The organism is Bacillus sp. AY3-1, from assembly GCF_008368785.1.
Lineage (GTDB): Bacteria > Bacillota > Bacilli > Bacillales > Bacillaceae_G > Bacillus_A > Bacillus_A wiedmannii.
This window is the reverse complement of the sequence record NZ_QORZ01000025.1, coordinates 30723-44824: the sequence shown is the minus strand read 5'-3', so window position 1 is coordinate 44824 and position 14102 is coordinate 30723. Positions and strand designations below refer to the sequence as shown.

The window sequence follows — 14102 nt, the reverse complement described above, 5'->3', positions numbered from 1 at the left end:
CCAATCGAGCTTTTACGGGCAGTTGATTCCCCCCACCTAACCTCTTTGCTTTTGCTGAATTCTGAGGTGGGGTCTTACTGCTCACAAATAGCGGGATAAAGTAAACTTTACTAAAAGATGGTAGAAATACCTCTATTAAAAACCTATCTCATTACTAAAATGATATGATGAACAAGGGTATATCCCCACCTCTCTTACAGCGGTGGGGATTTTAAATATGAGTATGCAACATAATACACAATAGAAGGTGATTTTATGAGAAAATACGCAGCAATTGCTTTATGTACGTCTGCCATTCTAGCAGGCTGTAATACTAGCAATGTAAGTCAAGAGCCTAAAAAAGAGAAAAAGGTTCAAGAGACTAAGAAACAAGAAGTGACCGTACAAGAACAAGGTAAAATTTCTTATCATCCAATTACACACGAATCTACAAATACTACTATTCATATGACAGATATAAAGGATACTTTAACTGAGGTACAATATAAAATCTGGCACACAGCTGGCGGAAAGGAACACACTAAATCTTTTTCTTCTAAAGAAAAAGAGAAACAGTTTACACTTCCTTTTGACATAAAAGAATTTGAAGGAAAACGCGGTGAATTCCAAATTGAAGCAATAGGAATGAAAGAAGATGGGAAAACGATCCCGCTCACGAAATCTACTATTACTTTCGAGCAAAAGGTTCCCGTTCTTATGTACCATGCAATCGATGATTATCACGGACAAGGCATTAAAGATTTATTCGTATCCCCCGCTAACTTTGAAGCCCAAATGAAATATTTAAAGGACAACGGCTATACATTACTAACTTTTGAACGCTGGGGCGATATAAATAAAGTGAATAAACCTATCTTTGTTACATTTGATGACGGTATGAAAAATAATATGAATGCATTTCATATTTTACAAAAGCTAAAAGACGCTACGTTTAAACCAACAGCAACAGAATATATGATTGTTGATAACGTTGATGTAGAAGGATCACTTTCTACATCTGACATAAAAGAAATGGTTGATTCCGGCATTTTCTCTATGCAATCTCATACTGCAACACATGCAGACTTGCCGAAAATTACAAACTATGAAGAAGAATTAAAAGAATCAAAGGAAAAGCTAGAGAAAATAACAGGTAAGCCTGTTATTGCAGTTGCTTATCCATTCGGTCATGTGGATGATAAAGTTGTTGCAGAAACGAAGAAATATTATCAATTTGCGACGACAACAAAATCCGGAAAGTTCATCACAAAAGGTGAACCCGATGAATTATTAAAAATGAAGCGTGTTCGCATACACAATTCGACGACTGTAGAACAATTTGCTTCTTCGATTAAATAACGATGAGAGCTCAATATATTTTGAGCTCTCTTTTTACGCTATATTTATATATATTTTTTGAATTTTCTTGTATTATATATAGTAAGAAATCTTTCAAATTAAAGGAGATTATACATATGTCATTTGAACAAACGTTAGAGAAATATGCTGCTCTTGCAGTCAATGTTGGTGTTAATATTCAACCAGGACAAACATTATCAATTAGTGCACCTCTTGAAGCTGTACAATTTGTGCGCCTCGTTACAGAAAAAGCATATAAATCTGGTGCAAAACACGTATATGTGGACTGGAATGATGAGACGTTAACACGCTTAAAGTTCGACCTAGCTCCTGAAGAAGCATTCGCTGAGTTCCCATCTTGGAAAGCACACGCTCGTGAAGAATTAGCAAAAGAAGGTGCTGCATTTATGTCTATTTATGCAGAAAACCCTGATTTATTAAAAGGTGTAGAATCAACGCGTATCGCAACAGCTCATAAAGTAGCTGGTGAAGCAATGAAAGTATACCGTGATTACGTACAAGCTGATAAAGTAAGCTGGTGTGTCATTTCTGTTCCTACGAAAGAATGGGCTGCGAAAGTATTCCCTGACGTTGCACCAGAAGAACAAGAAGCAAAACTATGGGATGCTATTTTCAAAGCTACTCGTGCGGATTTAGAAAATCCTGTGGAAGCATGGAAAGAACACGATGAAACGTTACATACAAAAGTTGATTACTTAAACGATAAGCATTATAAAGCCCTTCACTATACAGCTCCTGGAACAGATTTAACGATCGAACTTCCAGAAAAGCATGTATGGGCTGGTGCTGGTAGCTTAAATGAAAAGAACGTACCATTTATGGCGAACATTCCAACTGAAGAAGTATTTACAATGCCACTTAAAACAGGTGTAAACGGCCAAGTATCTAGCACAAAACCGTTAGCATTTGCAGGTAATATTATCGATAACTTCACGTTAACATTTGAGAACGGACGTATCGTAGATTATAAAGCTGAAACTGGTGAAGAGGCTTTAAAACATTTAGTAGAAACAGATGAAGGTTCTCACTTCTTAGGAGAAGTAGCTTTAGTACCTCATGATTCACCAATTTCAAACACAAATATTTTATTCTACAATACGCTGTTTGATGAAAACGCATCTTGCCACCTTGCAATCGGAAGTGCTTATGCTTTCAACTTAGTTGGCGGAAAAACAATGTCTAAAGAAGAACTTGCCGAAAACGGAGCAAACAATAGTATTACACACAACGACTTCATGATTGGATCAGCTGAGCTTGATATCGATGGTATTACAGATGATGGAAGACATGAACCAATCTTCCGTAAAGGTAACTGGGCATTTTAATACAAACAAAAGGCTATCTTCCACACCGGAAGATAGCCTTTTATGATGCCGATGAAACCTTAAGCCCAATTACTCCTAAAACAATAAAAAGAATACAAAGTGCTTGGAATAAGTTAATGTGCTCTTTGAAGAAATACACGCTAATGATTGTAATAAGTAATGTTCCTACACCAGACCAAATCGCATAAGCAATACTTAAATGAATTTTTTTGACAACGATAGCAAATACGCTGAAACAAATTCCATAAAATACGAAAATAAGTACACTTGGAACAAGCTTTGTTAAACCATTTGATAGTTTCATCGCAATTGTTCCAGCTACTTCAAAAATAATTGTAACAAGTAATAATAACCAATATACCATACTAGAATCTCCTTCTCTGTTACCTTATAGAGATTCTAGTATACTACTTATAGTCCTAATGAAATATATTTAATTTCTAAATATTCCTCGATACCGAAATGCCCTCCTTCACGGCCAATACCACTTTCTTTAAAGCCACCAAACGGTGCTTGTGCAACTGATGGAAGTCCATCATTTAATCCGATAATACCGTACTCTAATGCCTCGCTAACTTGGAATGCTTGACTAATATCTTTTGTGAAAATATAAGCAGCTAAGCCATATGGTGTATTATTTGCACGTTCGATTACTTCTTCAACCGTTTTAAATTTCGCAACTGGTGCTACTGGTCCGAATGTTTCTTCATTCATACAAAGCATCGTATCGTTCGCCAATCCAATTACAGTTGGTTGCATAAAGTGTCCATCTAGCTCTGCAACCTTTTGACCACCAAATAAAACTGTTCCACCCTTTTGAATAGCATCTTCAATATGTTCCTGTACTTTCGAAACTGCATTCTCGTCAATAAGTGGTCCTACAGTCGTTCCATCACCGAAACCGTCTCCTACTTTTAACTGCCCTACTGCCTTTTGAAACTTCTCTGCAAATACTTCATACACTTCTTCCTGAACAAATACTCGGTTTGTACATATACACGTTTGTCCTGCGTTACGGAATTTCGAACCGATTACCGCCTCTACAGCTTTATCTAAGTCCGCATCATTCATAACAATAAACGGCGCGTGACCACCTAACTCAAGTGAAACCTTTTTCATCGTTTGTGCAGCACTAGCCATTAATTCTTTCCCAATCTCAGTTGATCCTGTAAAGGAAACTTTTCGAACACGTCCATCTTCCATCCACGTATCAGCAATTGCTTTCGCACTGCCTGTTACAATATTTATTACGCCTTTTGGAATGCCCGCTTCATGAGCTAATTCAGCTAATTTCAACGCAGTTAATGGCGTTTGACTTGCAGGTTTTACAACTGCTGTACATCCTGCTGCAAGCGCCGGGGCTACCTTTCTCGTAATCATAGCAGCCGGGAAATTCCAAGGTGTAATAGCTGCCATAACCCCAACTGGTTGCTTCATAACTAAAATACGTTTATTTGGATGAGAAGCAGGAATCATTTCACCGTATACGCGTTTTCCTTCTTCTGCATACCATTCAACAAAGCTATTTGCATAATTCACTTCACCAAGTGCTTCTGCAAACGGCTTTCCTTGTTCCCTCGTCATAATCGCTGCAATCTCTTCTTTATTTCCATCGATAAGTGTGAACCATTTTTTTAACTTCACTGCACGGTCTGCCGCTGTTAACTTAGACCATGATTTAAAAGCTTCATGAGCAGCATCAACAGCTTGCTTTGCCTCTGTTACCCCGCCCTTTGGTACCGTCGCAAATATTTCCTTCGTTGCTGGATTATTTACTTCGATTTGTTCTTGCAATGTAATCCACTCACCATTTATATACATCGCCTTTTTCTCTACATTTACAAACGTCGCTTTTTTATCCACTGTTTTCTTCCTCCTCTATAAGTTTCTTTATCTTCCTAGTGGCAGCAGATTGACTTATTTTTAAAAACTCCGCTACTTTATAACTCGATCCATATGTTTTATATGCTTTCAAAATAATATTCCGTTCTACTTCTTCTAACATTTTATAGAGACTTTGACCGGACTGTTCAACCGTTGATTCTTGCATCGCTATTGGCAAATCTTCTATCGTAACGATATCATCAGCAGTTATAACAATTCTCTCAATCACATTTTCAATTTCTCTATTATTTCCTTCCCACGGGTAACCAACAAACATTTGTAATGTGCTAGGTGCTAATTTTACATTCCGGCCATATTTCTCGTTAAAGTGCTGTAAATAATGATAAATGAGCGGCAAAATGTCTTCGGTTCTTTCCCTGAGTGGCGGAATTAAAATTGGAATGACATTCAGACGATAATATAAATCTTTCCGGAATATTCCTTGTTTCACCATCATACTTAAATCTCGATTTGTTGCCGCTACAATTCTAACATCCACTTTTTTTAATTCTCTTCCGCCAATAGGACGAAACGTTTTTTCTTGCAACACTTGCAAAAGTTTCGCTTGAATTTCAAGTGGCATTTCGCCAATTTCATCTAAGAAAAGAGTTCCTTTATGAGCTGATTCTAATAATCCCTTTTTTCCTTCACGATTTGCACCTGTAAAAGATCCACCTGAGTATCCAAAAAGCTCTGATTCAATTAAATTCGTTGGCAATGCCGCACAATTAATTTCATAGAAACTTTCATTCTTCCTGTTACTCACTTCATGTAAATGACGTACTAATCGACTCTTCCCTACTCCTGTCTCACCTAAAACGAGAACTGTACTATCTACCACGGATATTTTCTTGATTGTCTCGACTATTTTTTGCATAGCGATACTTTTAAAAATAAGTCCTTCATGTTCATATGTTTCTCTTAATTCTTTTTTATATGTTTTTAACTGATTATCCATTTCCTCTACCTTTTGACGTAATTGGTAGAGCTCTGTAAGATCACGAGAATAACTAATTACTCTTCTTAAATTTCCCTCATTATCAAAAACAGGCCTTGTACGAACGTGTAAATACTCTCCTGATTTTGTCGTTTGAACGAGTTCAATCGGTCTCTTTTTTTCAATTACTTCTAACGTTGCCGATGGATAAAAGATACCATCCTTCTGCAATTCTTTCACATGCTTACCTACCAACTCTTTAGCAGCCAGTTGATAGTGCCTTTCACATGTACTATTTACACGCACAACGATTCCCTTTTCGTCAGTCACAAAAATTTCGTCAAACGCATATTCAAATACATCTTGTAAATCCATCAACACTCGTTCCTTTTCTCCAACCATCCTAGCCACCCCTAACTTCTAATCCATCGATTCACTTCACTACCTTTATTATAAAGTGAATTTTCTGCATTTTATATAGAGTTAGCTAGAATGTTTGCGATTTATTATTTAGCTTTTAAACACGAGCAGTATTTGCTTTCTCATAACAGACTTGCAATGATTCTTCAATTATTGTTAATCCTTCTTCAAGTTGCTCATCTGTAATAACTAATGGCATTAATACACGAATAACATTACCGTATGTCCCTGCTGATAGTAGGAGTAATCCGCGTTTATTTGCCTCTGCGCACAAATTAGCTGTTAACGTTTTATCAGGTGCTTTCGTCTTCCGATCTTGAACAAGCTCGAATGCACACATTGCTCCTAAACCACGCACATCACCGATGCAATTATATTTATTTTTCATCTCTTCGAATCGATTCATTACAACTTTTCCTAATTCTATCGCTCTATCATTTAAATTCTCTTTTTCTATTACATCAAGCACTGCTAATGCTGCTGCACATCCTAGTGGGCTTCCTGCATAAGTTCCACCCAGCTCTCCTGGCGCAGACTCATTCATAATTTCCTTGCGCCCAATAACGCCACTAATTGGTACACCAGCACCTAATGATTTAGATACCGTAATTAAATCTGGAACGACATCATAATGATCAATGGCAAAGTATTTTCCTGTACGGCTAAATCCTGTTTGAATTTCATCAGCTACAAATAAGATGCCGTGTTCTGAACAAATATTGCGTACTTCTTGCACAAACTTCTTACTTGGAACGATAAATCCGCCTTCCCCTTGAACAGGTTCCATTACAACGGCTGCAATTGTTTCTGGTGCTACTTCTGATATGAAGAAATTCTTAAACTCTTCAATAATAAAGTCATCGTACTGCTCTTCCGTTAATCCTTCTGGACGGCGATATTCGTACGGAAACGGCGCTTTATATACTTCTGGAGCGAATGGGCCAAATCCAAATTTATATGGCTTTACTTTACTTGTCATCGTCATTGTCATTAATGTACGCCCATGGAATCCTTTAGAAAATGCAATAATACCAGGTCTTTTTGTATATTTACGAGCAATTTTCACTGCGTTTTCAACCGCTTCTGCACCACTATTTAAAAATAGTACTTGCTTATCAAAACTTCCTGGTGCTAATGCCGCAAGTTTTTCTGCTAATTCAATATATGGCTCATACATCATGACATTAAATCCAGTATGAATGTATTGATCTACTTGTTTATGGAGCGCTTCTTTAACAGCTGGATGACAATGTCCTACGTTAATTGTTCCGATTGCTCCCGCGAAATCAATGTACTGATTGCCATCAACATCTGTTACAAGAGCACCATTTGCAGATTGTACAAACGTTGGGATGCCGTTACTTACTCCTTTTGGTACTATATTTTGGCGGCGTTCTAATAAAGACGCTGCTTTCGGTCCAGGAATTTGTTCATTTACTTTAGCAAATTTTTTTGTGTTCATTACGTACCCCATCCTTTTCTTTACATTATTTTCTCTTTTCATTGCAAAATGTATGCCAACGTTCTTTCCCAGCATTCATCCTGCATACCTTCTATGTCGACATAAAAAATAAGTCTATAAAGACTCTTTAAGAGTCCTTATAGACTTATTTTCCTTACACATTAGACTTTCCTTGTTCCCAAATCAACTCACCCGAATGAGAAATAAACTCCCCAACAGATTGTACTACTAAATCTGCAAGTGGTTCTAACGTTTGACGATCTCCTGTACCAGACAGTACTCCAATTGCATAGCAATTGCCACCATTTCTCGCTAAATATAAATCAGTTGGTGTATCTCCAACGACGGCTACTTCACATGCTTCTAAATGAAACTTCTCACAAAACGATTCTACAATTCTTTTATCTGGTTTTTGTGCCGGAAATGTATCTGAAGCTACAACATAATCAAAAAAGGACTCTAATTGATATTGTTTCAAAAATAATTCTGTTGGTGCAAAATCATCAGCTGTCACAACACCTAAAATAAATCCTCTATCCTTTAAACCTTGTAAAATCCTCGGTAAATCCGCCGTCATTTTCATATAGGAGCGGTGTTCATACATAAGAGAAAATAATTTTCCACTTACCCACTCATGCATTTCCTCTTCCTTAGATGACGTAATATACTTACAAAGCCCCTTTGCTACATCGAGGCTTGTTCCAGCAGCTATTGCACTACGAGGATGAACAAATGCCCCATCCACACCGATTTCTTTTAATAAAGCCTGCTGCATTGACTGTGGGAGTTGATATAATTTTATACATTCAGCGACAAGCTCTTCAGCTACTTTTATCCAAATTGAATGAAAATCCATTAATGTCCCATCTTTATCAAATAGTATTGCCTTTACCTTCTCCATAGCATCCTACCTCTCGTTTCTTATCTCCTCTAGTGTATCAATAAAGTATGGATATAAAATAAACGAATTGTAAAAATACCATAAAAATCAAACTAATTTCCAATTTACAATTCCTCTATATAATAAAAAGGATGCCTTTACAGGGCACCCTCTTGTTGTTCAGGAACAAATAGTTCAAGACAATGATATATATTTTCGAATTCCATCGGTGCATCTCCACCGTATTCACCGTCTAAGTTAATCATTAGTTTATCTGGTGAATGCACTTTAATTCGATTTGCTTGTGTGTATAGTACTTTTGGATTGTTAATATGTTCACCACGCTGCGCTTGTGTTGCTGCTTTAATTAAGTCAGCAATAGAACCTTTTTTCAGTACTAATAAATCAAATAATCCATCGTTAATCGATGCATATGGTGCTACCTTTTCAAAGCCGCCCACTGAACGAGTATTCGTAATTAAAAACATCGTAATTTCTTCTTGTAGTAATTTCCCATCATACTCAATTTCAACATATGTTGGATGTAATGACGGTAACATTTCGATTCCTTTTAAATAGTAAGCAAGTTGGCCTAATACCGTCTTTAGCTTGCTTGGCACTTCATATGTTAATTCTGTAATACGGCCGCCACCAGCGATATTAATGAAATATGTATCATTCGCTCTACCAAGATCTAACGGAACTGTTTTCCCTTCACAAATAATATCCGCAGCCTCTTCAATAGCACGAGGTACACCGATCGCACGCGCAAAATCATTTGTCGTTCCAACTGGAATAATTCCAAACTTCGGACGATGTTCATGTCCTACTAAGCCGTTCACCACTTCATTTAATGTACCATCACCACCAGCTGCGATAACAACATCAAACTTACGATCCGCAGCTTGCCTCGCTGCCACAGTCGCATCTCCAGGACCAGTTGTCGCATGACAAGACGCTTCATATCCAGCTTGTTCTAATTTTTGTAATACTTCCGGTAAGCTCTTCTTAAATAGCTCACGCCCAGAAGTAGGATTATAAATAATTCTTGCTCGCTTCATCATTTATTAGCACAGGAAATTTCTTTATATATTGAAAAAGAACATACCGAACTTCTATTCAGTATTCCCATGCCTACCTCCTCTCATCTTCCTATCCTTCTTTTATCTCGCTCAAACAGGCAGTAAGAACCCGATTCGTGTAGTCCATCAAAAATAAATATTCATTTCAATGGTTTTGTTTTATTTGACAAAAAATTTATGTCCATCTATTTCCTCACAACAATTTACATATAACGAATAATAATTATCTATTATTTCATGAGATGAAAAAAAAAACCTCTATGTCTAGATTTATCATTATTCCCACCTTTTTGCAACTATCATACCATAGTTGCTATACAAACATTTTTACACTTTTGACAGTTAATCAAACGTTTGTTTAAACGATTCTCTCTCATTTAAACAAACGTTTGATTAACCTAGAAAAACACCCATGTACGGGTGTTTTTCTGCTTAATCTTTACAAGTTATTACTATTATCGCTTATTAATCTCTTCAAGTAAGATTTTGTTAACAAGCGGTGGATTTGCTTGTCCTTTTGTAGCTTTCATAATTTGACCAACTAAGAAGCCAATTGCACGGTCTTTACCGTTTTTAAAGTCTTCGATAGATTGCTCATTATTATCAAGAATTTCTGTTACAACTTTACGAAGTGTACCTTCGTCAGAAATTTGAACAAGACCTTTCGCTTTAACGATTTCTTCTGGGTCTCCACCTTTTTCAATTAATTCGTTAAATACTTTCTTCGCGATTTTAGAAGAAATTGTACCTTTTTCAATTAATTGAACCATTTTAGATAAACCAGCAGGCGTTAATGCAACGTCTTTTAATTCTTTTTGTTGTTTGTTTAAGTATGCAAGCACTTCACCCATTAACCAGTTTGATGTTAGTTTCGCATCTGCTCCATCTTCAATTGCTGCTTCAAAGAAATCAGACATCTCTTTCGTTAATGTTAATACGTGTGCATCATAAGCTGGCAAGCCAATTTCTGCAACGTAGCGAGCTTTACGTGCATCTGGAAGTTCTGGAATCGAAGCACGAATTTCTTCTTTCCACTCATCATCGATGTAAAGTTCAACTAAGTCTGGCTCTGGGAAGTAACGGTAATCGTCAGATCCCTCTTTCACACGCATTAAGATTGTTTTCTTCGTTGCTTCATCATAACGACGTGTTTCTTGTTGGATGATACCACCAGATAACAATTCTTTCTCTTGGCGCACTTGCTCGTGCTCAAGACCTTTTTGTACGTAAGTGAATGAGTTTAAGTTTTTCAGTTCCGCTTTTGTACCGAACTTCTCTTGTCCAACTGGACGAAGGGAAATGTTCGCATCACAACGCAAGGAACCTTCTTCCATCTTACAATCAGATACGCCAGTGTATTGAATGATTGATTTTAACTTCTCTAAGTATGCATATGCTTCTTCTGGCGTACGCATATCTGGCTCAGATACGATCTCGATTAAAGGCATACCTTGACGGTTGTAGTCTACTAATGAACCATCAGCTGTATGCGTTGATTTACCAGCATCTTCTTCTAAATGAAGACGTGTAATACCGATACGTTTCTTTTTACCGTCTACTTCAATTTCAATCCAACCATTTTCACCAATTGGCTTATCGAATTGAGAAATTTGGTAAGCTTTCGGATTATCTGGGTAGAAATAATTTTTACGGTCGAACTTCGTTTCCGTTGCGATTTCACAGTTTAATGCCATTGCAGCTTTCATTGCAAAGTTAACTGCTTCTTTATTTAAAGTAGGAAGTACCCCTGGGTATCCTAAGTCAATTACACTTGTTTGTGTATTTGGCTCCGCTCCGAATTCTGTTGGACTCGCAGAGAAAATTTTCGAATTTGTTTTTAACTCAACGTGAACCTCTAAACCAATAATTGTTTCTAAATTCATCTATGCTCGCCTCCTTACAGACTTGCTTTTTTTGTATGATAGTCTGTTGCTTGCTCAAACGCATGTGCAACGCGGTAAATTGTCGCTTCATCGAAGTGTTTACCAATGATTTGTAGACCAAGTGGCATGTTGTTAGCACCGAATCCACATGGAACAGAAATCGCTGGAACACCCGCTAAGTTTACTGGGATTGTTAAAATGTCATTTGCATACATTGTCATTGGATCATCAACTTTTTCGCCCACTTTAAATGCCGGAGTTGGCGTTGTTGGTCCAATAATAACATCGTAGTTAGCAAATACATTTTCAAAGTCGTTTTTAATTAATGTACGTACTTGTTGTGCTTTCTTGTAGTATGCATCATAGTAACCAGAGCTAAGTGCAAATGTACCAAGCATAATACGACGTTTTACTTCATCACCAAAACCTTCACTACGTGTGTTTTTGTAAAGGTCTAATAAATTATTTACATTATCAGAACGAACACCGTAACGTACGCCATCAAAGCGTGAAAGGTTAGCAGATGCTTCAGAAGAAGATAATAAGTAATACGTTGCTAGAGCGTATTTAGAGTGTGGAAGAGATACTTCCTCCCAAGTTGCGCCCATACCTTCTAATACTTTTAAAGCAGCTAGTACTGACTCACGAGCTTCTTCGCCAACACCTTCTCCTAAGTATTCTTTCGGTACAGCAATGCGTAAACCTTTAACGTCGCCTGTTAAACCAGCTAAGTAGTTTCCTACTTCAACGTTAGCAGAAGTTGCATCCATACGGTCAATACCTGAAATAGCTTGTAATAAATATGCATTATCTTCTACTGTACGTGTAATCGGTCCGATTTGGTCAAGTGAAGATGCGAATGCCACTAATCCGTAACGAGATACGCGTCCGTAAGTTGGTTTTAAACCTACAACGCCGCAATATGCAGCTGGCTGACGGATAGAACCACCCGTATCAGAACCTAGAGAGAATAATACTTCTCCTGCTGCTACAGCTGCTGCAGAACCACCACTAGATCCGCCTGGAACGTAATCTAAGTTCCATGGATTTTTCGTAGCGTAGAAACCTGAGTTTTCATTTGAAGAACCCATTGCGAACTCGTCCATATTTAACTTACCGATTGTAACTGTGTCAGCAGCTTTTAGCTTTTGCACAACTGTTGCATCATAAATTGGATCAAAGTTTGCTAACATTTTGCTCGCACAAGTTGTACGAAGACCGTTAGTTACAATGTTATCTTTTACACCAATTGGCATACCGAATAATAAACCATTATCTTCAGCACCAATTTTTGCGTCTAATTCTTTCGCTTTCGCGCGTGCGTTTTCTTCATCTAATGTAAGAAAAGCTTTTACGTCATCTTCAACATCCGCAATACGTTTGTAAGATTCTTCTACTAAATCCGTAACGGAAATTTCTTTGTTGTTTAATTTCTTATGTAACTCTGATACTGAATGATCAAATAATGACATCGAAATTCCCCTCCTCTATTCTAATACTGCTGGAACACGGATTTGATTATCTTTGTGATCCGGTGCATTTTTTAATACTTCTTCAACTGGTAAACCTTTTTCTGGTACATCTTCACGCATAACATTTTTCATAGTTAATACATGAGTTGTTGGTTTTACATCAGTTGTATCTAATTCATTTAACTGTTCTGCAAATGTAACAATTGCATCTAGTTGTTTTTGAAATTTTTCAGCTTCTTGATCAGTAATTGCAAGACGTGCTAAATGTGCTACGTGCTTTACATTCTCAACGGAAATTCTTGACACGGCTAGGCCACCTCCATAATATATCGTTCAATCTACAATACTATTGATGATACCAAATTTTCAGTACTTCAAGCAAGTCAACACACGGCACTTACTGCATTTTTACATAAAAAAAGAAAGGCGAATGCCTTTCTTTACGATTTACTCTTTATCTAACGGTTTATTTTTCGGAAATCTCTCGTTATCTTCTTCATTATCACGAATTGTTTTTTGTAATACAAAACAAGACATCGTTAAAAATAATGTTCCAATTAAATAATATCCTTTTACACTAAGCGTTTCATCTAACGTATAAATTCCAATTAGCATACCTGAAAGCGCGCAAACAAATGAAGTCCATGCTAAAAACGTGAACGCTTGCGTATTACGTCTTCTCATCGTTCTCCCCCTCGTTAGCTGTGCATCCATTATAGATAAGTATATTTACCATGATGGATTTTTATGTAAATTCTAGTTTTATATTTATAAATCTACCATTTCAAAGTCAGTTTTCTGTCTAATCTGAAAAAACAATCAAAACTATTGACATTTATTTCAATTCTGCATAAAATAAAAACAAATATTACGAATCTCGAAATATACGGGAGTGGAAATAATTGTTGCAATATGAACATTTTTTAGACTTACTGCTAGATAACGCCAAGAAACTTTTTTATCCTGAAGAATGGGTAAGCCTAGATTTAACACTTTCTAAAACAGAAGTATTTTGTTTACTTTGGATGGAGCGAAATACAGATATTACAATGACAAAAATTGCTGACCTTCTTGATATACCGATGAGTACAACGACAGGTGTTGTAAATCGCCTCGTAAAAAAGGGATATATTGAAAGGTACCGTGATGAAAACGACCGACGCATTGTATTAATTCGTTTAACAGAAAACGGCGTAACGCTCGTCCAAGAAGTAAAACAAAATGCAGCCCATTACTTTAGCCTAGTGACAGAAGCATTATCAGAAGAAGAAAAGGCATTCTTACTACAAATCTTCCAAAAGATCATGAATCACATCGCTACGTCACAGCAAAAAACAGAAGAAAAGGTTTCTACACCTAAAATGAAAAACATTCCGATTGAATAAAACCCTAGTTGGG

General features: G+C 36.9%; 13 protein-coding genes. 3 read left to right on the top strand and 10 right to left on the bottom strand.

Going from position 1 to position 14102, the window contains the following annotated elements; translation table 11 throughout:
- Window positions 1-255 precede the first annotated feature (255 nt).
- Both DN389_RS23545 and DN389_RS23540 read left to right on the top strand, forming a co-directional pair.
- A complete protein-coding gene (locus DN389_RS23545; RefSeq protein WP_098190590.1) occupies window positions 256-1338 on the top strand; it encodes a polysaccharide deacetylase family protein in 1083 nt (360 codons plus the stop codon).
- Window positions 1339-1454: 116 nt separating this feature from the next.
- Window positions 1455-2684 carry an aminopeptidase gene (locus DN389_RS23540; RefSeq protein ID WP_098190591.1) on the top strand — a complete coding sequence of 410 codons (1230 nt, stop codon included), beginning with the start codon at window positions 1455-1457 and terminating at the stop codon, window positions 2682-2684.
- A 40-nt stretch (window positions 2685-2724) separates the two neighbouring features.
- On the opposite strand, the gene DN389_RS23535 is transcribed toward DN389_RS23540, so the two are convergent.
- From DN389_RS23535 to DN389_RS23490, 10 genes are all read right to left on the bottom strand, one after another.
- Window positions 2725-3048 carry a DMT family transporter gene (locus DN389_RS23535; RefSeq protein ID WP_098190592.1) on the bottom strand — a complete coding sequence of 108 codons (324 nt, stop codon included), beginning with the start codon at window positions 3046-3048 and terminating at the stop codon, window positions 2725-2727.
- A 47-nt stretch (window positions 3049-3095) separates the two neighbouring features.
- Window positions 3096-4547 carry an NADP-dependent succinate-semialdehyde dehydrogenase gene (gabD, locus tag DN389_RS23530; protein WP_149237663.1) on the bottom strand — a complete coding sequence of 484 codons (1452 nt, stop codon included), beginning with the start codon at window positions 4545-4547 and terminating at the stop codon, window positions 3096-3098.
- Window positions 4540-5907: a sigma-54 interaction domain-containing protein gene (locus DN389_RS23525; protein WP_088080304.1), complete on the bottom strand. Its 1368-nt coding sequence runs from the start codon at window positions 5905-5907 to the stop codon at window positions 4540-4542. Before DN389_RS23525 ends, gabD begins: the two co-directional genes overlap by 8 nt.
- Window positions 5908-6022: 115 nt before the next feature.
- Window positions 6023-7387, bottom strand: a complete 1365-nt coding sequence (gabT, locus tag DN389_RS23520) for a 4-aminobutyrate--2-oxoglutarate transaminase (protein ID WP_088121232.1) — start codon at window positions 7385-7387, stop codon at window positions 6023-6025.
- A gap of 154 nt (window positions 7388-7541) precedes the next feature.
- A complete protein-coding gene (locus DN389_RS23515; protein ID WP_098190595.1) occupies window positions 7542-8288 on the bottom strand; it encodes an HAD family hydrolase in 747 nt (248 codons plus the stop codon).
- Between the two features lie 137 nt (window positions 8289-8425).
- Window positions 8426-9331 (bottom strand): diacylglycerol kinase, encoded by a 906-nt coding sequence (locus tag DN389_RS23510; protein WP_000977670.1) that lies wholly within the window; start codon window positions 9329-9331, stop codon window positions 8426-8428.
- A gap of 473 nt (window positions 9332-9804) precedes the next feature.
- Window positions 9805-11232, bottom strand: a complete 1428-nt coding sequence (gene gatB, locus DN389_RS23505; protein WP_001047688.1) for an Asp-tRNA(Asn)/Glu-tRNA(Gln) amidotransferase subunit GatB — start codon at window positions 11230-11232, stop codon at window positions 9805-9807.
- 14 nt (window positions 11233-11246) lie between these two features.
- Window positions 11247-12704, bottom strand: coding sequence for an Asp-tRNA(Asn)/Glu-tRNA(Gln) amidotransferase subunit GatA (gene gatA / locus DN389_RS23500; protein WP_098190596.1), 1458 nt, complete (start codon window positions 12702-12704; stop codon window positions 11247-11249).
- Window positions 12705-12719: 15 nt separating this feature from the next.
- Window positions 12720-13010, bottom strand: coding sequence for an Asp-tRNA(Asn)/Glu-tRNA(Gln) amidotransferase subunit GatC (gene gatC, locus DN389_RS23495; RefSeq protein WP_000086999.1), 291 nt, complete (start codon window positions 13008-13010; stop codon window positions 12720-12722).
- Between the two features lie 141 nt (window positions 13011-13151).
- Window positions 13152-13388: a YiaA/YiaB family inner membrane protein gene (locus DN389_RS23490; protein ID WP_001254393.1), complete on the bottom strand. Its 237-nt coding sequence runs from the start codon at window positions 13386-13388 to the stop codon at window positions 13152-13154.
- A gap of 218 nt (window positions 13389-13606) precedes the next feature.
- Here DN389_RS23490 and DN389_RS23485 point away from each other — a divergent pair, with 218 nt between their 5' ends.
- Window positions 13607-14089, top strand: a complete 483-nt coding sequence (locus DN389_RS23485; RefSeq protein ID WP_046958897.1) for a MarR family winged helix-turn-helix transcriptional regulator — start codon at window positions 13607-13609, stop codon at window positions 14087-14089.
- Window positions 14090-14102 lie beyond the last annotated feature (13 nt).